Annotated in this window: 17 protein-coding genes; 5 read left to right on the top strand and 12 right to left on the bottom strand. The window is 41.9% G+C overall.

Going from position 1 to position 20,680, the window contains the following annotated elements:
- Positions 1–771: 771 nt before the first annotated feature.
- Entirely contained in the window at positions 772–1,434 is a 663-nt protein-coding gene (locus L3V42_RS15045) for a GntR family transcriptional regulator (RefSeq protein WP_238472343.1), read from the top strand.
- A 102-nt stretch (positions 1,435–1,536) separates the two neighbouring features.
- Here the strand turns inward: L3V42_RS15045 and brnQ are convergent, their stop codons facing one another.
- The 6 genes from brnQ to glgB all read right to left on the bottom strand — a co-directional run bounded on the left by brnQ (position 1,537) and on the right by glgB (position 11,260).
- Positions 1,537–2,898, bottom strand: coding sequence for a branched-chain amino acid transport system II carrier protein (brnQ, locus tag L3V42_RS15040; RefSeq protein WP_238472342.1), 1,362 nt, complete (start codon positions 2,896–2,898; stop codon positions 1,537–1,539).
- A gap of 236 nt (positions 2,899–3,134) precedes the next feature.
- A complete protein-coding gene (locus L3V42_RS15035; RefSeq protein WP_439651897.1) occupies positions 3,135–5,582 on the bottom strand; it encodes a glycogen/starch/alpha-glucan phosphorylase in 2,448 nt (815 codons plus the stop codon).
- Complete coding sequence (gene glgA, locus L3V42_RS15030; RefSeq protein WP_238472341.1) at positions 5,563–7,011, bottom strand: glycogen synthase GlgA; 1,449 nt, start codon at positions 7,009–7,011, stop codon at positions 5,563–5,565. The genes L3V42_RS15035 and glgA overlap by 20 nt, the downstream gene beginning before the upstream one ends.
- An 81-nt stretch (positions 7,012–7,092) precedes the next feature.
- Entirely contained in the window at positions 7,093–8,196 is a 1,104-nt protein-coding gene (glgD, locus tag L3V42_RS15025) for a glucose-1-phosphate adenylyltransferase subunit GlgD (protein WP_238472340.1), read from the bottom strand.
- The gene (locus L3V42_RS15020) at positions 8,196–9,362 is read right to left on the bottom strand and encodes a glucose-1-phosphate adenylyltransferase (protein ID WP_255783479.1); all 1,167 of its coding nucleotides are present in this window, start codon (positions 9,360–9,362) and stop codon (positions 8,196–8,198) included. The genes glgD and L3V42_RS15020 overlap by 1 nt, the downstream gene beginning before the upstream one ends.
- Positions 9,359–11,260, bottom strand: coding sequence for a 1,4-alpha-glucan branching protein GlgB (gene glgB, locus L3V42_RS15015; protein ID WP_235763443.1), 1,902 nt, complete (start codon positions 11,258–11,260; stop codon positions 9,359–9,361). Before glgB ends, L3V42_RS15020 begins: the two co-directional genes overlap by 4 nt.
- Before the next feature lie 411 nt (positions 11,261–11,671).
- On the opposite strand from glgB, the gene pulA reads away from it, so the two are divergent.
- Positions 11,672–13,768: a type I pullulanase gene (gene pulA / locus L3V42_RS15010; protein WP_238472339.1), complete on the top strand. Its 2,097-nt coding sequence runs from the start codon at positions 11,672–11,674 to the stop codon at positions 13,766–13,768.
- A 247-nt stretch (positions 13,769–14,015) separates the two neighbouring features.
- A complete protein-coding gene (locus L3V42_RS15005) occupies positions 14,016–15,002 on the top strand; it encodes a diaminopimelate dehydrogenase (RefSeq protein WP_238472338.1) in 987 nt (328 codons plus the stop codon).
- 169 nt (positions 15,003–15,171) lie between these two features.
- Here L3V42_RS15005 and L3V42_RS15000 read toward each other — a convergent pair whose 3' ends face one another.
- The 6 genes from L3V42_RS15000 to L3V42_RS14975 all read right to left on the bottom strand — a co-directional run bounded on the left by L3V42_RS15000 (position 15,172) and on the right by L3V42_RS14975 (position 19,704).
- Positions 15,172–15,777, bottom strand: a complete 606-nt coding sequence (locus L3V42_RS15000) for a class I SAM-dependent methyltransferase (protein ID WP_235763446.1) — start codon at positions 15,775–15,777, stop codon at positions 15,172–15,174.
- Between the two features lie 2 nt (positions 15,778–15,779).
- Positions 15,780–16,889, bottom strand: a complete 1,110-nt coding sequence (gene serC, locus L3V42_RS14995) for a 3-phosphoserine/phosphohydroxythreonine transaminase (protein ID WP_238472337.1) — start codon at positions 16,887–16,889, stop codon at positions 15,780–15,782.
- Between the two features lie 137 nt (positions 16,890–17,026).
- On the bottom strand, positions 17,027–17,695 hold the full coding sequence (locus L3V42_RS14990) for a uracil-DNA glycosylase (RefSeq protein ID WP_238472336.1): 669 nt from the start codon (positions 17,693–17,695) through the stop codon (positions 17,027–17,029).
- A gap of 14 nt (positions 17,696–17,709) precedes the next feature.
- Positions 17,710–17,856, bottom strand: a complete 147-nt coding sequence (locus L3V42_RS14985; RefSeq protein WP_235763449.1) for a hypothetical protein — start codon at positions 17,854–17,856, stop codon at positions 17,710–17,712.
- Between the two features lie 14 nt (positions 17,857–17,870).
- Positions 17,871–19,013, bottom strand: coding sequence for an ABC transporter permease (locus L3V42_RS14980; protein WP_235763450.1), 1,143 nt, complete (start codon positions 19,011–19,013; stop codon positions 17,871–17,873).
- Positions 18,991–19,704: an ABC transporter ATP-binding protein gene (locus tag L3V42_RS14975; protein WP_238472335.1), complete on the bottom strand. Its 714-nt coding sequence runs from the start codon at positions 19,702–19,704 to the stop codon at positions 18,991–18,993. The genes L3V42_RS14980 and L3V42_RS14975 overlap by 23 nt, the downstream gene beginning before the upstream one ends.
- Positions 19,705–19,818: 114 nt before the next feature.
- On the opposite strand from L3V42_RS14975, the gene L3V42_RS14970 reads away from it, so the two are divergent.
- Positions 19,819–20,130, top strand: a complete 312-nt coding sequence (locus tag L3V42_RS14970; protein WP_235763452.1) for a DMT family transporter — start codon at positions 19,819–19,821, stop codon at positions 20,128–20,130.
- 185 nt (positions 20,131–20,315) lie between these two features.
- Complete coding sequence (locus tag L3V42_RS14965; protein WP_235763472.1) at positions 20,316–20,666, top strand: DMT family transporter; 351 nt, start codon at positions 20,316–20,318, stop codon at positions 20,664–20,666.
- Positions 20,667–20,680: the final 14 nt, after the last annotated feature.

Genomic DNA, 20,680 nt, shown 5'->3' with positions numbered 1-20,680 from the left:
AGACTTCAAAACAATAGTTTGTTAACCAAATCACAAACATTGCAAGTATAGATATATTCAGTTTTTAAATGCTTTCATTCAGCGTAAGTGTCCGAACCATTCTTCCGGAGGTTCGCAGTCTAGACCTGAGCAGGAAACGTTTTTTCCCGAGGCAGGCTAAGTTCGCCACGTCCTGTGGAAACGCCCGCATTAGCATGTCCTGTGCGTCAAGGCTGAGGCCGTGCCCGTGGAAAGCATCCGTCCTTTGGGCAACGGAACGGTCATTAGGACTCATAACTAGTGAATGCGTAAACACTTACGCTGAGTGATATCAATAATACTTCATTGATTTAAGTCTTTAGTAAGGTTGAGCGGTCTTAATTTTTCAGGTACAAACTAATGAATTTCATAATACGTATTTAATGCTTTATCATCATATGTAGTTGGTTCGTTCCCAACTACATGATGGAAAGGCGACTTTAGTGATTATGAAATTCATTCAAACATTAAATCTTTTCATAAATTAATTGGGTCGATGGTTATTAAAGCTTTCGAGATGAGGAATCTCGTATACAAGTAAGAAAGAAGAAGGGAATGTTTCTTACTGCTGTTCCATCTTAATTTGAGTTGGGTATATACAATGCGTACAGCTCATATAGCTCTACTCTAAGCTATTATAAGATTTTCTCGAAAAAAAGCAAACAATACCCTTTTACTGTGATATATTGCATATTTCATTTCGCTGCCCTTTCGTATATACTAGATCTATTAGATAAATAAGGAGGTAAAAGGATGCCAATCCCTGAAAATCATTCTACATCCGCCCGGTTAACAGCGAAAGATCATGCGTATAATCAAATTCAACAATGGATTATTGATGGTACCCTCCTACCCGGAGAGAAAATAAATGATACGGAGCTCGCGAAAGCCCTTGGAGTCAGCCGGACACCAATAAGGGAAGCTTTACAAATTCTTGAAACAGAAGGATTTGTAGAAATGTTCCCTGGTAAAGCTACTCAAGTTACGGAAATTAATCGAGATTCTATCCATGATTTACTTCCACCCCTCGCTTCTTTACAGGTTCTCGCAACAGAACTTGCAAGCGAGAAGGTTGATGAATCGATTATTCAAGAATTGGAAGATGTTAATGAACGGTTTGAAGCAGCAATCCAATCGGAAAACTATTATTCTGCATTGAAGATTGACGAATCCTTTCATCAAGTAATCGTGGATGCTGCTGATAATCCATATATTACACAGTTCCTTCGTTCACTCCAAGCACATGTACGAAGACATTTTTTTCATAACGGAATTATTCTTACAGACGCGTCAATCGCCGATCATCGGAACATCATCAATCTTTTAAATGAACAGAAGCCAAAGGAAGCAGCTGAAATTATGCAAAATAATTGGCTGCGAACATTGGACATTCTTACTGGAGACCGACGTGGTTAATAATAATTTTAGGTATCCACAGTATTTTTTACAGTTTCCTATGTGAAAAAAAGACCCTCGTATGAAGCTTCATACGAGGGTCTTTTTTAAATAATCATTCTCTTAATTGACATTGGTCGCTGCCGGACTTCCGGTCACTCTTGCAATAATTCCTGTGATTAAGATGACAACAAGTGCCGGGACTAGCCAACCAAGCCCTTCATTATAAAGCGGTAAAAAGGACTCGTAAAAATCAAGTACTGGTACCATGAATGCAAAGTCAGCAATTTCCAATGTTCCTGTAAGTGTTTTTAAACCGTCAAAGATACTGATTAAGAAAGTCACCCCAATTGTTGCCACATACACAATACGTGCGTGATTGAATAGTGGTGATAGAAATGTCAGGATCATCAACACAATCGCTAACGGGTATAAGAACATTAATACTGGAATTGAAAATGAAATAATATTCGTTAAGCCAAAGTTCGCAATGATAAATGTAATGGTTGAGAAAAAGACAACAAGTACTTTATAGCTAATCTTCGGGAATAACGTATTAAAATATTCCGCATTCGCAGTAACTAATCCGATTGCTGTCGTTAAACAAGCAAGAATAATCATGACTGCGAGCAACAATGAACCTACATTTCCAAAATAATGGGATGCTGCACCACTTAGAACAGGACCTCCGTTATCGAATAGCCCCAATGTGCCTACTGTCGTGGAACCTAAATATGCAATCCCTAAATAAATGACACCTAATAATGTAATCGCAACAAGACCAGACTTTGTTGCAGCAGATAAAATCTGACCTTTATCTTTAATGCCCAATGCTTTAATCGCATTAATTACAATAATAGCAAACACTAGTGACGCAAGGGCATCCATCGTATTATAACCTTCCAAGAATCCTGTGACGAAAGCTCCGCTCGTATAGCCTTCTTGAGCTTCACCTATCGCACTCATCGGATTGAAAAATGCTACGATTAATAGAACTGCTAGTAATAGCACGAGAGCTGGCGCTAGAATTTTACCGACGTTATTTACTAATTTAGCCGGATATAGTGAAAATACGAGTGTAATAGCAAAAAATATTAATGTAAAAATAAGAAGTCCAGTCTGTTCAAAGCCTTCCGGAACGAACGGCAGAATTCCCACTTCATAAGCAACTGTTCCTGTTCTTGGCGCTGCAAAGAATGGTCCAATTGTTAAATAAAGCAACGCTGTAAAAAATATTCCATAAGCCGGATGTACTCTGCTTGATAGTTCTTGCAAGTTCGCACTTCCTGAAATGGCAATCGCAATAACTCCAAGTAGCGGCAGTCCGACTCCGGTAATCAGGAATCCAATAATGGCCGGCCATAAATTCTCTCCTGCATATTGTCCGAGTTGTGCCGGGAAAATTAAGTTCCCCGCTCCAAAGAATAATGCAAATAACATAAAACCTATTGCTGTATACGCGGACAATGATACTTTGTCTTTCATGTTCCTTCCCCCTAGATGATCATTAATTAGCTCGGTTGATTGAATTATCAAACAATTATATTCAATTTGAGCTATATGCAATATATCGGTTGAAATCTACTATACTACCTTTCTATGTAAAAAACAATAGTCAAACAGCAAATTATTAGATATTTTCCTCTAACTGAAAATCGGGACATTGGGGCGAGAGGCGCTGTCCCAAATGGGACAATGCCTCTCGCCCCAATGTCCCGCTGTCAGACTGGTTTTATTTTCCAGATGTCGTTGACGTATTCTTTGATTGTTCGGTCACTGGAGAACTTGCCGGAATGAGCGATGTTAATTAGGCTCATCTGTTGCCATTTCAACTTATCCCTGTAAACACTTTCCGCGTATTCATGAGATTCGATATATGGCTCAAAATCCTTTAAAACAAAATATGGATCATTATGGAAAAGAATATTATAATAGATATCTTTAAATTCAATATCATGGGTGCCGAATTCTCCATTGTTCAACTGATCGAGAATTCGCCTCACCCTGTCATCCTGATTATAAATATCTCGGGCATGGTACCCGCCGTGCTGATAATAATCCAACACTTCCTCTGCCCGGAGCCCGAAGATAAACATATTCTCTTCGCCGACTAAATCATGGATTTCCACATTAGCTCCGTCCATTGTCCCCATCGTCAACGCACCATTCATCATGAATTTCATATTCCCCGTCCCGGAAGCTTCTTTACTCGCAGTTGAAATCTGTTCACTAATATCTGCGGCCGGAATAATCTTCTCAGCTAAGCTTACATTGTAATTCTCCAGGAAAATCACTTTCAGCTTGCCTTGAATTTCTTTATCATAATTGACAATTGATGCGACCGTATTGATGAGTTTAATGACTTCCTTTGCTAAATGGTAGCTTGGCGCGGCCTTTGCGCCGAAGATGAATGTTCGTGGTGTCATATCAAGATTCGGATTTTCCTTCAACTCATTATAAAGATAAATGATATGAAAGACATTGAGCAGTTGACGTTTATATTCATGGAGCCGTTTAATTTGCACATCGAAAATCGATTGATCATCTACCGTTATCCCCATTTGTTGATGGATAAAATTAGCAAGCGCAATTTTATTTTCATTCTTCACCTTTGCAAATTGCTCAAGCACATCACAATCATGTTGGAAACGGAGCAGGCTGATCAGTTGTTTCGGCCGTTTGATCCATTGATTGCCTATCATGTCGTGTATGAGTGAGCTGAGCTTCGGATTCACTTGCATCAACCAGCGTCTATGGGTAATTCCATTTGTTTTATTATTAAACCGTTCCGGGAAAAGCCCGTGGAAATCTTTCATTTCTTTTTTCTTTAAAATTTCCGTATGAATACTCGCTACCCCGTTCACACTGAAGCTTGCAACAATTGCGAGTCGTGTCATATGTACCTGTTCATCTGCAATAATCGCAAGCTCGGGAATCTTATCCCGCTTTTCCTCATGGTCAAACCATATCCCCTGACAAAAGCGTTCATTGATTTCATCGATGATCATATATATTCGCGGCAATAACTTTCGCATCATCGCGGTTGGCCAGGTTTCCAATGCTTCACTTAAAGTTGTATGATTCGTGTAGGCAAATACACATGTCGTAATTTCCCACGCTTCGTCCCAGCCAAGATTCTCTTCATCCATTAAAATACGCATTAACTCCGGGATACTTAAGCTTGGATGTGTATCGTTAATTTGAATGACGATCTTTTCCGGTAAATGCTTCAAGGATAGCCGGTGATTCTTTTTGAACTGCTTGAGCATATTCTGTACACTCGCAGAAACGAGGAAATATTGTTGCTTTAACCGCAGTTCCTTTCCTTCATAACTGGAATCATCAGGATAAAGAAAGCCTGAGAGCTGTTCAATTGAATGTTCGAAATCGAGATGATGGTAAAATTCTTCTTGATCATTGGAATTATCCGGTTCAACTGATACTGGTTCAGCACTCCATAACCTTAAGGTGTTCACCGTCTCATTCGCATACCCGATAACCGGAATATCATAAGGAACAGCTATCACTTTGTCCGTATGTTCATAGTTGAACTCAAGTGAACCATCGCTCTTTTGATGCATCCAGACTTCCCCTTGAAACTGAACAACACACGCTTCCTCTTCTTTACGTACCTCCCATGGATATGGTTTCTTGAGCCAGTAGTCCGGAAGCTCCACCTGATTCCCATGGATAATTCGCTGCTCAAATAACCCGTAGCGGTACCGGATTCCGTAACCATGCCCTGGATAACTTAAGGAAGCGAGGGAATCGAGGAAACATGCAGCAAGGCGGCCGAGTCCGCCATTTCCGAGCGCAGCATCTTGCTCCACCGCGTAGACATCCTCTGCCCGGAACCCCAGTTCTTGAAGTGCCTGATTTGCCACCTCGAGCATTCCGCAATTCAGTAAATTACTTTCGATCAGTCTCCCGATTAGAAATTCCATGGAAAGATAATAGACCTGTCTTGCCTGCTTCGATTTGTACCGTTCATTTGTTTTATACCAAAGCGGCCTCACCTGTTCATTGACGATATTCGCTAAAGCATAAAACACATCTTCCTCTGTCGCTTCTTTTATATCAAGGTTATTTGTCGTATTTATATAGGTTGTGATACGTGCTTTCAGGTCTTCTGCGGTTATCCGGTTCAAATTAAATCGCTCCCTGTTCATCATACTCATTTGTCGATGCTACTAGTTCCTCATAAAGCCGTTTATACTGTTTTGCTGACTCTTTCCATGTATAAGCGCCTTTATTTACATTTTTAATGAGCTGCTTCCATTTCTCTGCATCGTGATAGATTTCAAGCGAATAGTTGAGCACATGAAGCAGTTCATGGGCATTATAATTGGTAAAACTGAAGCCATTCCCTTCTCCCGTCTCCTCATTGAAAGCTGTTACCGTATCTTTCAACCCACCCGTTTCTCTTACAATCGGGACCGTTCGATATTGAAGTGCAATCAACTGAGATAATCCGCAAGGCTCAAACTTTGAAGGCATCAATAAAAAGTCTGCACTTGCATAAATCCTTCGGGCAAGCTGTTCACTGAACGTAAGCAATGTTTTTACTTTATCCGGATACATCCCTTCTAGATACGTAAAATAATCTTCAAACTCCGCCTCCCCCGTACCAAGAATAAGGAATTGAATTTCTTCCTGTAAAAACTCTTCCATGATCCGCTGGACGAGGTGAAGTCCCTTTTGTTCAACAAGCCTTGTTACCATCACATAAAGCGGTCGTTCCGGATGATGGGAGAAGCCGATTTCCCCTTGAAGCAGTTCACGATTCTCAAACTTTTTACTCCGCGCTGTCCGGTAATTGATTGGCAGATGCAGATCTGTGAGTGGATTATATTCCTTTGTATCAATCCCATTCAATATTCCTTGGAGATCCGCTTCCCGTTCACGTATGACGGTATCTAAGCCGTCCCCATAATAAGGCTGCTTGATTTCTTCCGCATAGGTCGGACTTACCGTCGTAATTTTATCCGCGTGAAAAAGGGCAGCTTTCAAGCTATTGATCATCCCATCCCATTCCATACCTGCCAAATGTTCCCGGTCTATTTGGAAAAAGTCTTCGTAAACATCTGTTGGCATCAATCCTTGATATTTCAAATTGTGAATCGTGAAGACTGTTTTTAAATCCGGCAACGGCTGCATGACTTTCGCTAGCAGGACGGCAAGACCAGCTTGCCAGTCATGGGCATGCAGAACATCCGGTTTAAAATCCAGCTGAGGAAGCGCTGCGAGCACCGCATGACTGAAAAATACAAACCGTTCTCCGTCATCATAATAACCATATATTCCTTTTCTGCTGAAGTAATAGTCATTTGCAATAAAATAATAGACACAGTTTTCATGTGTTAACGTATAAAGCGTTGCCTGCTGCTTTCTCCAGCCGACCCGGACGTCATATGATGTGAGATATTCCATTTTCTCCTGCCATTCCTCGCCGATTTCATCATAAAAAGGGAGCATCACCCGTACTTCGAGCTCCTCATAAGTTTGAAGAGCCTGTGGCAAAGAACCGATCACATCCGCAAGTCCTCCCGTTTTAACAAACGGCACACCCTCTGAAGCAACAAATAAAATCCTCTCCATTTGCTCTTACCTCCTATCATTGGGACAGGGGGTCAGAGCATTTGTCCCGATGGGACAAGTGCTCTGACCCCAATGTCCCAGTTAAACAATTTGTCTTTTAGCTACGACATATGGTTTGTCTGTTGTGCCAATCATTCGCTGGCCTTTTTTCACATGGACATCTTTATCTAGAATTACATTTTCAAGGTAGACATCTTCTTCAATCGTGCAGCGTTGCATGATGATAGAATGCTTGATTGTGGAATGTTCGCTTACTTCGACCCCACGGAAAAGGATACTGTTTTCCACCTGACCATTCACGCTACAGCCATTTGCAATAATTGAATTATGGACGACCGCCTGTGATTGGTACTTCACCGGCGGATTGCTCGATGCTTTCGTCCGGATGAACGGTTTGGCAAATAAATTGATAAAATTCTCTTCCGTCAACAGTTTCATATTTTCCCGGTAATAGCTTTCAATCGTATTAATAAAAGCATGATAGCCATCATATTTATACGCCCGGACGTCCAATTCGCCAATTCGATCTTTGATTCCATCAGCAAAGAGATTTTCATTATGATAAGCAATACAATAATCGACGACATCCATCAATAAATCTTTCTTAATAATATAGACACCAGTAAATACGTTGAAGTTGCGGTGATCATTCGTTATGTTCAAAACCTTGCTATCTTCCCCCTTCTCAATCCGGAAATATGCTTGATGTTCCGGTCGGACCTCTGCAACCGGCGTATAAACAACCGTCACATCTGCATCCATTTCAATATGTTGATTGAATGCTTCTTTATAGTCCGTATTGACAATGAACTGGCTCCCGCTCACAAGAACATGATTTGTCTTCCCCCGATTGAAATAATCCCGATTATTATGGAAAAAGCTTAAATCACCACGCGAGCGATCACTCGGATCATTCCAGTCCGGGGGTAAAATAAATAATCCACCATGTCTCCGGTCCAAATCCCAGCTCTCCCCTGACCCGAGATGGTCGAGCAAGGAGCGGTATTTATGCCGAACAAATATCGCCACTTCCTCCATTCCAGAGCTAGTCATATTCGATAAAGCAAAATCGATTAACCGGTATCTCCCCGCAAAAGGAATCGATGCATTATTACGGAAGTAGGTGAGTTCATTAAATACATGATATTCCTGATCAAGATTTATTAGTCCCATCATCCGATCCATCAGTTCATGCCCTCCATTTCACTAAAATGTTCCAATATATTTTCTTGATTAAGGACTACCGGCTCTGCATGTTTTGTCGCATAAACCTGCGTCCCAGCTGGAATTTCCGTATTTTCCATGACAATGACCCGTTCCAAAACGACATTTTCTCCGACCGTTACCCCAGGGTGCAGAATCGATTGATGAATGGATGCATTCTGCTCCACGAGCACATTCCGGAACACAACGGAGTTCGATACATCCCCGTAGATAAAGCAACCGGTGTTAATGAATGAATTCGTCACCCGCCCAGTCTTACCAATATATTGCGGCGGGAGATTGGCCTCATTCGTATAGATTTGTTTACTTCGGTCTTCCCTTGCGACTGAAAGCGGACTACCGGAATGCTCATCAAGCAAATCCATCGTTGCCTCCCAATAGCTCTGAATCGTTCCAACATCCTTCCAGTATTCAGTAAATAGATAGGCGTAAAGTCGTTTATCCTGTCCAAGCATCGCCGGGATAATGTCTTTACCGAAATCATGACTGGAATCCGGATCATTTGCATCTTCTATTAAAAATTCCCGAAGCGTCTCCCATGTGAAGATATAAATCCCCATCGATGCAAGATTACTTTGCGGATTAGCTGGTTTTTCTTCAAATTCATAGATTTCGAGCGTCTCCGTTGTATTTAAAATACCGAAGCGAGGAGCTTCTTCCCACGGCACCTCAATTACTGAAATCGTGGCATCAGCATTCGTCTCTTTATGCTGTGCGAGTATAGATTGATAGTTCATTTGATAAATATGGTCCCCGGAAATGATGAGCACATATTTCGGATGATACTGGTCAATGAAATGGATATTTTGGTAAATCGCATCTGCTGTTCCAGAATACCAGTCACCTCCATGCTTTCCTGTAGCTGGTGAGAGCATTGTGACACCGCCATTCCTCCGGTCCATATCCCAAGGTTTTCCGTTTCCGATATGCTGATTTAAATTGATTGGCGAGTATTGTGTCAATACGCCGAGTGTTTGGATTGAGGAATTTGCACAATTGCTCAATGTAAAATCAATAATCCGGTATTTCCCGCCAAACGGAACGGCAGGCTTTGCATTCTCATTCGTAAGTAAGCCGAGACGTTTCCCCTCTCCTCCTGCTAATAACATTCCAACACATTCTTTCAATTCGCATCCTCCTCGTCTCTTCTCTTAAAAATCATGACAGCAAGTGGTGCAACTTTTATTTTGATATGCTGCTCTAAGCCATGCCATTTCTTGGAAAAACTGAAATGTTCATCATTATATTGACCCGAACCGCCGAAAATCTCTGCGTCCGAATTAAAAATCTCTTCATAAACGCCTGGTTCCGGCACTCCAATTTTATAATCATAATGGACATTCGGTGTGAAATTACAGACGATAACGAGCTCTTCCTTCTTACATTTCGCCCGTCTTCTAAAGGCAATTACGCTTTGATCAATCTGATGCGGGTCAATCCAAGCAAAGCCTTCCGGGTCATGATCAAGCTCATACAATGCCGGCTCACTTTTAAACAGGCAATGTATAGCTTTGATATAATCGAACATTCCTTTATGTAATGGATATTCCAATAGATGCCAATCAAGCTCCTCTTTATCCTTCCATTCTGAATAGAGAGCAAGCTCTGCGCCCATGAACAATAACTTTTTCCCCGGGTGGCTGAACATATAACCGATGAGCAATCGTAATCCGGCGAATTGCTGCCACTGGTCACCAGGCATTTTGGATAATAAAGATTTCTTTCCGTGGACGACTTCATCATGCGATAATGGCAATAAGAAGTTTTCCGTGAATGTATACATGAAGGAGAATGTAACGAGATTATGATGCCACTTGCGGTAGATTGGATCCATCTCCATATATTCAAGCATGTCGTTCATCCAGCCCATATTCCATTTGAAATTAAAGCCAAGGCCACCAAGATAAGTCGGCGCGGTGATGAGCGGATAATCTGTACTGTCTTCCGCCATCATGAGCGCATTCGGCCGGTATTGGAAGACCGTCTTATTCACTTTACGAAGAAAGGCAGTTGCCTCGAGATTCTCTTCTCCCCCGTAAGAATTAAAGATTTTCCCCTCGTGCTCGGGCCGGTCAAAGTTAAGATAAAGCATACTTGCAACCGCATCGACACGGATTCCATCTATATGAAATTCTTCCAACCAGTAAATGGCATTCGAAACAAGGAAGCTCTGTACTTCCGGACGTCCGAAATCAAAGGCTAGGGTACCCCAGTTATGTTTCTCCGCTTTTTTCAAATCACGGTATTCATAGAGGGCTTCCCCGTCGAACTGCCGTAAACCGAAATCATCTTTACAAAAATGTCCAGGAACCCAGTCCATGATAACGCCGATTCCTGCTTGGTGACAGGCATCAACAAATGCTTTGAATTCTTCCGGGGTGCCGTAACGGGACGTGACCGCATAATAACCAGTTATCTGGTAGCCCCACGATAGGTCGAAGGGATGCTCAGCCAGTGGTAAAAGTTCTATGTGAGTGAATCCGAGATTTTTTACATATGGAATAAGTATTTTCGCAAGTTCTGTGTAGGTTAGATGATCACCGTTCTCCTTCAATTTCCACGAACCAAGGTGCACTTCGTAAATGGAAATGGGAGAGGTGTAGGGATTATATGTCTGGATCTCTTTCTGCCAGGCATTGTCCTTCCACTCATAGACTTCTAGAGAAGGCGTCAATGAGGCTGTTCGTGGACGGACTTCCGCCTGCCGGGCATAGGGGTCTGCTTTTAGAATCGCTTCGTTGTCTGTTGTAGTTATATGATATTTATAAGCTGTGTTTGGAGGTATGTCGTTGAAGAAGCCAACCCAAAGCCCTTCGTTATTCAATCGCGTCAATTCATGGGTTTGTCCTTCCCAATTATTGAAATCAGCTGCAATAGCGACACGCTTGGCGTGAGGTGCCCAAACAGTAAATCGAAAGCCTTCTTTGCCATCCCATGTAATATAATGACAGCCAAGCAACTGATACACCTGATAATTTGTTCCTTGATGAAATAAGTAAATAGCATCTTCATTTATGCCATACAATTCGATTCACCGCCTTTATCCCATAGAAGATTATCACTAATTCAAGATGATTGCAACGAAGATTTTGAATATTTTTTATACAATTTTGTCGAATTTTATCGAATCCATGAAAAAATATAAAGTTAGACTTCATTTAGTGGGGGGATTACAGTCCGTTAATGCGTGATAAAATGATAGTCGTTTAATCTCCAAGCCTTATCTCTTCACCGTTCGTCTAATATCTAATACTATAATACAAATACGTTGAAGTGAATGATTCTTTTCTGTATTTTTAGAATAACAAAATAAATTTAACAATTACGTAACAAATAGTTCACAATTAACTGTTTATATTAAAAGGCATGTACTTGTTTAACTGTTCATAGAAAAGGTTACGATGCTCGTAAGACGGACGATAAAGGAGACAGTTTCATGAGCAATTACACGGCATGGATGGATGATGTTCACCTCATTACAGTTTCAGTTGATGAGCTGGACCCATTAAGAAGCAAGCTTGATACGCCACCAATCATCTTTTGGGAGAAAGAACAAACCTATTACCATACGGAAGTTCATCAAGCATCAAATCCATATACGATACAGTTCACGCATCAGGATGAATTGCCGATTGGCGAGGAACTCACTTTACTATGGGGAAGCGAGGAAATTCCTGTCTATCCACGAGAGATTGTCAGGACAGCAGCTTTCGATGAGAAATATAGTGCACCTAAGGCGACCTTGGGAGCGATTTGTACCGAACAAGAAACAATTTTCCATCTCTGGACTCCCATTGCAACCATAGTGGAAGTGAACGTCAACGGAAAGCTATACCGAATGAATCGCACGGACCAAGGTGTGTGGTTTCTTGCTTTAAGTGGAGATTGGCACGGGTCATATTATCACTTTGAAGCTGCCATCCACGGAAAAAGGGTGCGAGTAAATGACCCTTATGCAAAAGGAATGACCATTGATAGTAAGACGTCCGTTCTAGTTGACCTTTCCCGTACGCTACAACTGGAGGAAACAAAACTTCCAATCCATTATCCAACAGACGCAATCATTTATGAGCTTCATGTAAGGGATGCAACGATTCATCCAGACAGCGGTGTGAAAAATAAAGGACGGTTTCTAGGACTTACGGAGAAAAATACGACAACGGAAAACGGCTATTCCACCGGATTGTCCTATATCAAAGAATTAGGTATTACTCACGTCCAGCTTCTCCCTGTCAATGACTATGCCCGCGTTCCTGAACTGGAACCAGAATCTGGATATAATTGGGGGTATGATCCGCTTTACTTCCAAGTACCAGAAGGAAGCTATTCTATTCTGCCCGATCAGACACTCTCCCGGATTAATGAGCTGAAGAAAATGATCCAAGCATTTCATGAAGAAACAGTTGGAGTAATTCTTGATGTCGTATTTAATCATGTATTCATTCGGGAAGAATCCGATTTCGAAAAATTAGTTCCCGGTTATTATTTCCGTTATGATGACCAAGGAAACCCAAGCAATGGAACAGGCGTCGGGAATGATTTTGCCTCCGAGAAGAAAATGGCACGAAAGTTCATTCTTGATACAATCGATTATTGGCTCACAGAATACAAGGTCGATGGGTTTCGCTTTGATTTAATGGGAAATATTGACCTTGAAACAATGCAGCAAATTAAAGAGCGTTGCCTGGAAGAAGAACGGATGATTCTCCTACTTGGGGAAGGCTGGGATTTACCTACTGCACTAGATCGGGAAAAGAAAGCAATCACTGCTCATGCAGGTGAAGTAAATGGGATTGGTTTCTTTAATGATTATTTTCGTGATTCCTTGAAAGGTAAGCTATTTGACGATAGGGATAAAGGATTCATTAATGGAGCTGGCCGCTTCCATGAACGACTCGGTGACCTTGTAAAAGGTGCGATATTAACGGAAGGTATCCGTAGCCATGATATTCAGCAAAGCGTAAATTATGTGGAATGCCATGATAATCACACCCTTTGGGATCGGCTTGCCCTAACGAATAAGGAGGATTTTTCTACAAGGAAGAAAATGCATCAGCTGGCAACTGCCATCACATTACTTAGCCAAGGCATCCCCTTTCTTCATGCTGGGCAGGAATTTTACCGGACGAAATATGGAGTGGGGAATAGTTATATCTCTGGAGATGCTATCAATGCAATGAATTGGAAGCGCCGGGCAACAGAACATGAGACAGTTGAATTTGTGAAAAAACTGATTCAGTTACGGAAAAAGCATGCTGTCTTTCGTTTACGGACACATGAGGAGATTACACAGCGCCTCCACCTACTCTCTGGAGAACCTCCCCTATTCGGTTATACGTTATTAGGCGAAGGAAAGGATTTTACAATCTTCATCAACCCAACAACAGAAGCAAGGGAAATGGCAGTTCCAGCACCAGGCAATTGGAAAGTTGCCGTTACGAATCACATCGAAAAACAAGAGATGGATGTGCAAGGCAACTTATTTCCCACTAATGCTTATGAAGTTGCTGTCTTGGTAAGAAAGAGATTTTAAGATCAGTTGATTTCCGCTATACGAATGACGATTGCAGAAGTAATTGTTTGGAATGATGATTAAGTTTATACAGTAACACCAATCGGCCTCGGAGCAATCGGGGCCGATTATCGTAGTATGCTGTATGTTTGGTTAGACTGCGAGGGGGCAATAAAAGTTAATAACAAGGTAAGTTAATATTTGAGCTCTACCTTTTTTTTCTGTATGATTGAATCTAAACTATTTTGACGAAAGAGGAGGATGCTTCATGGATAACCCAATTAGAATAGGTATTTTAGGATACGGCAATTTAGGACGAGGTACAGTAAAAGCTGTCAAACAATCCTCCGACATGGAAATTGTTGCAGTATTCACTAGAAGAAATCCAGCTGACTTGAAGTTGGAGGATTCTTCCATTCCCGCATTACATATTGATGAAGTAATAGATTATAAGGATAAGATTGATGTCATGATCCTTTGCGGCGGTTCAGCAACAGACTTACCAGAACAAGGACCGGCATACTCTAAACTGTTTACGACAGTTGATAGCTTCGATACGCACGCTAAGATTCCGGAATATTTCGAAGCAGTTGACGCTGCTGCTAAAGAGGGCGGCAATACTTCTATTATTGCCGTTGGCTGGGATCCAGGTTTATTTTCTATCAACCGGCTTGTAAGCGAGTCGATCATTCCAAACGGTGAGACGTATACGTTCTGGGGGAAAGGATTAAGTCAGGGACATTCTGACGCTGTGCGCCGCGTAGAAGGAGTTAAAGCTGGTGTTCAGTACACGATTCCGTCGGATGATGCAATGGACCGCGTCCGCAGTGGAGAGAATCCGACATTGGAAACAGCGGAGAAGCACCGCCGCATCTGCTACATCGTGCCAGAAGACGGCTATGATCAGACAAAAATTGAGCATACGATTAAAACGATGCCGAACTATTTTGCAGATTTTGATACAGAGGTTCACTTCATTACGGAAGAGCAACTGGCTAAAGAACACGCGAAAGCTCCTCATGGCGGGTTCGTGATCCGCTCCGGACAGACTGGAGAAGACAATAATCAGCTGATCGAGTTTTCACTTAAACTGGACAGTAACCCAGAATTCACTTCAAGTGTGCTTGTCGCTTATGCCCGGGCAGCACACCGTTTGAATCGGGAAGGCGCAACCGGAGCTAAAACTGTATTCGATATCGCACCAGGCCTCCTTTCCCCACGCCCGGCAAGCGATTTAAGAAGAGATTTACTATAGTATAATCTTTATCCCAGTGTAATCGTCCGTAAAACTCCCCCCAAAACTTTAGGGTCTTCGTGAAAGTTTAGGTGGGATATAACGGGCGCCAACACCTAAGGTTCGTTCAACTAACAATCAGTGGAAGATGAAGAAAAACCCCTAAGTCACAATTGCTGACTTAGGGGTTTTAAATTCGATAGATTAAAACACGATCATCGGAATCCTTTTTATAAAAAACATCAATCGGTATTTCTTTGATAAATTCAAAGCTCGTATTCTTTTCCAGATAATAAATATATTCCACATGCGGGTAATAAAGTAATAAATCGACTGAACGTGGATGTTCTTCCACCGACTTTAAAATATGCTGAACTACTTGTTGAAAAATGTTGACTGAAAAAGGGTTGAAAAAATAAAAACGATTATCCTCCGGCGCAACAGGGTACTCTTCCGCTGGACAATTAAAAAACTCGATTCCCTCTCTATGTTTCGGGTGTTTGTTCTGATAACCCGCTAAATTTGCTAGCGCGTCTTCCAGCAAATCATCTTCCATCTCCACACCTTTCACCGAAGCATCGGTAAAATGATGGAGATAAAAGTTGATCCGCCCTTTCCCGCAACCGAAATCAACGAAACAATCATCCTCCGTTATTGGATAATGCTCAAGCAATGTTTCCAGCGTTTCATAGGCTGTCGCTTCGTACGGATTATTATGGTAGGAAACAGGGAACTGAACAAACTTGCCGGCTCTCGTGCGGATCCCGAGCAATTTATCATACTTATATTGTTTCAACGTTATCTGCCCTTTTCTACTTCTACCGCTGAGTTCTGATGCTTCTCTGCAAATTTCCGCATCACGTCTACAAGCAACTCCACACCTTCAACTGGCATCGCGTTATAAATGCTCGCTCGCATACCGCCAACCGAACGGTGACCTTTCAACGTTTCAAGCCCCACTGCTTTTGCTTCTTCAATGAATGAAGCATCAAGCTCTTTCGATGGTGTGACAAAAGGAATATTCATCAAGGAACGGCTCGCCTTTTCGACCGGTGTAGTGAAGAAATCAGACTCGTCCAGATAATCATAAAGAAGTTGCGCCTTCTCGCGGTTCCTTCTTTCCATCTCCTTGATGCCACCAAGATTCTTTAACCATTCAAATACAAGAGAAGCCATGTAAATCCCAAAGGTAGGCGGGGTATTATATAATGAATTGCTTTCATGATGTGTCTTATAATCAAGCATAATCGGGCAGTCTGCTTTCGCATGACCGATTAGGTCTTCTCGAATAATAACAATCGTTAACCCTGCCGGACCAATATTTTTCTGAGCACCGGCATAAATGATACCGAACTTACTCACGTCGATTGCTTCAGATAAAATATTGGACGACATATCAGCAACTAACGGAACGTCGCCTGTGTCTGGAATATCCGAAAAAGCAGTACCTTCAATCGTGTTATTTGTTGTAATATGTATATAATCATACCCAGAATCGATTTCCACCTCGTCAAGATTAGGGATATAGTGGAATCCACGGTCTTCACTTGAAGCAATAACTTCCACCATGCCGAACTTTTCCGCTTCCTGGATTGCCTTTTTGGACCAGGAACCAGTATTTACGAAACCCGCTTTCCCATTTCGCATTAAATTTAGCGGCACCATGGAAAATTGCAGCGTAGCTCCACCTTGGAGAAACAAGACTTGGTAATTATCCGGAATGGCCATTAATTCACGCAAATCTTGTTCTGCTTTCTCAATCACTTCTGTAAAAAGCTTAGATCTGTGACTGAGTTCCATCACAGACATTCCAGAATCTGCATAGCTTAATAATTCCTTTTGTGCCTTTTCCAATACTTCTTGCGGCAGGATGGAAGGCCCCGCTGAAAAGTTATAAACACGTTCCATTCGTTCTCGCCCCTCACTGTTTTATGTTTAACATTCGGATTTCTAAATATTAACCCTCATTATAATCAATGACCTTATATGTTGCAAGAACGTAAACGAACGTTAATACACATATTTTATTTAACGTACGTAAACGTTCAGTGGATTTCCCAGTCAACCGGCTCTCGTTCATTCGCTTTCAGAAAATCATTCGTTGCAGAAAACGGTCTGCTCCCGAAATAGCCGCGATTCGCTGAAAACGGACTCGGATGGGGTGATTTGATGATATGGTGCCTCTTATTCGTCAGGAATGCCTCCTTCTCCTGGGCATGTTTTCCCCAGAGAATAAACATAACCGGATCTGTTTTCTCGTTAACGAGCTCGATCACTTTATTCGTAAACTGTTCCCAACCTTTTCCGCGGTGTGAAGCTGGTTGTTTTTCCCTTACTGTAAGTACCGTATTCAGCAAAAGGACTCCTTCCTCGGCCCACTTCTTCAAATAACCGTGGGATGGGGGTTCGATTCCTAAGTCATTCTGAAGCTCTTTATAAATATTTCTTAATGAAGGTGGCACTTTGACCCCTTTCTGCACAGAGAAACTTAAGCCATGGGCCTGATTTGGACCATGATACGGATCTTGACCAATCAGAACAACTCTCGTATTCTCGTAACTTGTATAATGTAACGCATTAAAGATATCATGCATCTCAGGGTAAATGGTGTAATTCCTATACTCTTCCTTTAAAAACTCCCGTAATTCCAAGTAATATGATTTCCCAAATTCTCCTTCAAGCAATGGTGCCCAATCATTTTTTAAAATCGTCATCAGCTAACCTCCTTTCAACTCCAATCAAAAACCCTCCGAAGTATCCGCCAGAGCACGCGCGGGATATAGAGGAGAATCTCACCTATAAACATATACCAATCAAGCCGTTCAATACGCTCTTCAGCTTTTCTGCTTTTCTTTTTCGATTCCTTCCCACTCATCATATACCCTCCAACTAATTTATCGTAACAAATGTCATCAGTACAGCAGCAAGACCTGCAAGGATAATAGCCGGAATCATGAGTAAACGTCTAAAACGCAACCAAACGGCTTCACGGGCAGGCTTCTCGATCGGAATGACATGGAAGAAATATTCATCGAGCATTTTCATATATAAACCTTTTAACCAAGAATTATAGTTCAGGAATAAAATAAACAAAAGGAAAACGAGCCACTTCAACCAGACAATTGGCAGTAACGCGATCGCAAAGAGCGTTATTCCGACCACTTGAAAATAACTTTTAAGATAAACCGTGTGGCGGAGGAGCCCTTTAATCAACAGCTCCAGCAATCCGCTTTCAGGATTCGGTTGTTTAAAAATACGTCTGCCATTTCGGAGTATTAGTGGCCTTTTGCCAAAACGGATGGGAGGTTTTTCAACTTCCTTTGCCGTTCCAAGTATCATTTTCGCATAGCGCATCCGCTCCTTGATCTCGTCATTCACCTCTTCAAAAAAATAACGTTTTGCCGGAACGGTTACCGTATAATTCCAGGCGATTAGAATAATGGCGAGAGCGGCACTTGCTACGAAGAGTATATCCAGCGTTAGGTACGTGAGGAGATTGCCGCTTAGAATAAAGAGTACAGCAATCAGAATCCACCGCTTCACCGGGTGACGAATGACTTTCTTTATGGTTGCTACGAGCAGCTGATACGCAACTAGAAATGTAAATATGAAAAAGCTCTGTCGCACACCAAGTCCGATAAGCTGGGTGAGCCACGGCAAAGCAATAGCGAGCAACAATACGGACATCCCTATCTTCTGAAGCATCGAATACGAAAATGCTGCACGCCGTAAACCACGATATAATTTTAGCCGGTCAAGCAAAAATAATTGATCTGCTTCCTGCATAAACATGCGAAATTGGACGATTGTCACAATGAGTAACAAGAACCGAATAATCACCGTACCCGGTAATATTTCCGGCCAATAGGACGCCGTATCTTTCCAGATGTCGATATAAAAGAGCACCCCAAATATAAGGAACGGAATGAATGCATAGAACCAAATGGTCCAGTCGATGACCATTCCAAGAATCTTGCGCTGATATCTGATATCGTCCATAAACCGTAACTTAAATAATTTCCAGCCGGTCATCCGCCTCACGCTCCGTCAGAATATGAAAACAATCGAATAAAGACCCACCCTGTAGTCCGCTCTTGCTCTGAATATGTTCCAATGTCCCATCCGCAATTAGCTTCCCGTTAGAGATAAGCAGAAAGCGGTCACAAATCTTCTCTGCTGTATCAAGCACATGCGTCGACATTAAAATGCCGGCACCTCGCTGCTTTTCCTTATCGATTATGCCTAGAAGCTTCCGGACAACTTTTGGATCAAGCCCCATGAATGGTTCGTCGATAATGTGGATATCTGCCTCTTTTAAGAAAGCGAGCATTATCATCGCTTTTTGCTGCATCCCTTTCGAGTAGCTTTCAGGATAGTGATGTACGACATCTTCCAGGTCGAATTCTTTTAGCAGCCTTTGTATTTTCCGGGTGAAATCCACTTCATCTGCTTCAATCGTTGCTAGAAGAAAGTGAAAATGCTCCATTAACGTCAAGCCAGGATAGAAAAATGGCCGTTCCGGGATGTAAGTATAATTTTCGACTTCAATTTCTCCTTGAACGTAATCGATGACACCAAGCAAGGATTTAATCGTCGTACTTTTCCCCGCCCCGTTCGGTCCAATTAATCCGACAAGCTCTCCCGGCTGAACTTGAAATGTAATGTTTTTTAAAACGGCTTCGTGTTTACTGTAGCCTGCTTCCTTAATTTCGCACCGTAACATGAATGGAACCTCTCCTTTCTTTTCTAGTGATTATTACGTTTGCTTCCCACTGAAAGTTTCATTCTTTTCATGTATAATTGGTTATACAGCTGTAAAAGAAAGGACGTCGCTCCATTGAATGCTTTTGTACTATTAACTTTCGCGATTATAAGTGAAGTATTTGGCAGCTCCTTATTGAAGCTGACGGATGGGTTTAAACGGATACTTCCGACGCTTGGGGTTGTAATTGGATATGGAGTTTCTTTTTATACTCTTTCCCTCACGTTAACCGAATTACCACTCGGTATGGTATACGCGATTTGGGCTGGTATGGGAACTGCATTAACAGCTATGGTTGGAATAATCGTTTATAAAGAGGTTTTTAATATAAAAAAATTAACGGGTATCCTGCTCATCATTGCAGGCGTTGTTTTATTGGATGTTTGATATTGAAGTTTGGGTGGAGGATGCTGTGATTCGAGTGTTGAGGAGCCTGGTCAACGACTGATTAAGCTGCGAACAGAGTACTAGTCGGGCGCTGAGAGGACTGCTATCCTCCATATCACAAAGCTATCCAACTGGGATGCACTGACCCTCTGTCCACTCAAACAAAATGAAAGTTGGTGTTCATGATGAAGGGTTATGGTTTTCTTGTTGTTTCAATTGTTGCTGAAATTTTTGGTACGGTTATGCTGAAGCTTTCCAGTGGTTTTACAGTGCTTTATCCGTCACTTGCAGTCCTACTTGGGTATGGGCTTTCTTTTTATTTCCTCTCCCTTTGTCTGCGCACCCTCCCACTCAGCCTCGCTTATGCAATTTGGTCAGGGGCAGGAACGGCTTTAACTGCACTAATCGGATTTCTTTTTTGGAATGAAGCATTCCATCTCGTCAAGCTGCTTGGCGTTGTTCTAATCATCGGGGGCATTCTTGCTCTGAATACAAGTGACTCAGCACCTCATAAAGCAAATGAAAAAACGATTTAAAAATGGGGCAATCA

The organism is Oceanobacillus alkalisoli, from assembly GCF_022213125.1.
Taxonomy (GTDB): Bacteria; Bacillota; Bacilli; order Bacillales; family Amphibacillaceae; genus Oceanobacillus; species Oceanobacillus alkalisoli.
Note: the sequence above shows the minus strand (reverse complement) of the source record. Positions and strands in the feature narration are given on the sequence as shown.

Excerpts from the sequence above, each read along its gene's own strand:
- L3V42_RS15045 (WP_238472343.1), top strand. The coding sequence starts at position 772 with ATGCCAATCCCTGAAAATCATTCTACATCCGCCCGGTTAACAGCGAAA.
- brnQ (WP_238472342.1), bottom strand. The coding sequence starts at position 2,898 with ATGAAAGACAAAGTATCATTGTCCGCGTATACAGCAATAGGTTTTATG.
- L3V42_RS15035 (WP_439651897.1), bottom strand. The coding sequence starts at position 5,582 with ATGAACAGGGAGCGATTTAATTTGAACCGGATAACCGCAGAAGACCTG.
- glgA (WP_238472341.1), bottom strand. The coding sequence starts at position 7,011 with ATGGAGAGGATTTTATTTGTTGCTTCAGAGGGTGTGCCGTTTGTTAAA.
- glgD (WP_238472340.1), bottom strand. The coding sequence starts at position 8,196 with ATGGATCGGATGATGGGACTAATAAATCTTGATCAGGAATATCATGTA.
- pulA (WP_238472339.1), top strand. The coding sequence starts at position 11,672 with ATGAGCAATTACACGGCATGGATGGATGATGTTCACCTCATTACAGTT.
- L3V42_RS15005 (WP_238472338.1), top strand. The coding sequence starts at position 14,016 with ATGGATAACCCAATTAGAATAGGTATTTTAGGATACGGCAATTTAGGA.
- serC (WP_238472337.1), bottom strand. The coding sequence starts at position 16,889 with ATGGAACGTGTTTATAACTTTTCAGCGGGGCCTTCCATCCTGCCGCAA.
- L3V42_RS14990 (WP_238472336.1), bottom strand. The coding sequence starts at position 17,695 with ATGACGATTTTAAAAAATGATTGGGCACCATTGCTTGAAGGAGAATTT.
- L3V42_RS14985 (WP_235763449.1), bottom strand. The coding sequence starts at position 17,856 with ATGAGTGGGAAGGAATCGAAAAAGAAAAGCAGAAAAGCTGAAGAGCGT.
- L3V42_RS14980 (WP_235763450.1), bottom strand. The coding sequence starts at position 19,013 with ATGACCGGCTGGAAATTATTTAAGTTACGGTTTATGGACGATATCAGA.
- L3V42_RS14975 (WP_238472335.1), bottom strand. The coding sequence starts at position 19,704 with ATGTTACGGTGCGAAATTAAGGAAGCAGGCTACAGTAAACACGAAGCC.
- L3V42_RS14965 (WP_235763472.1), top strand. The coding sequence starts at position 20,316 with ATGAAGGGTTATGGTTTTCTTGTTGTTTCAATTGTTGCTGAAATTTTT.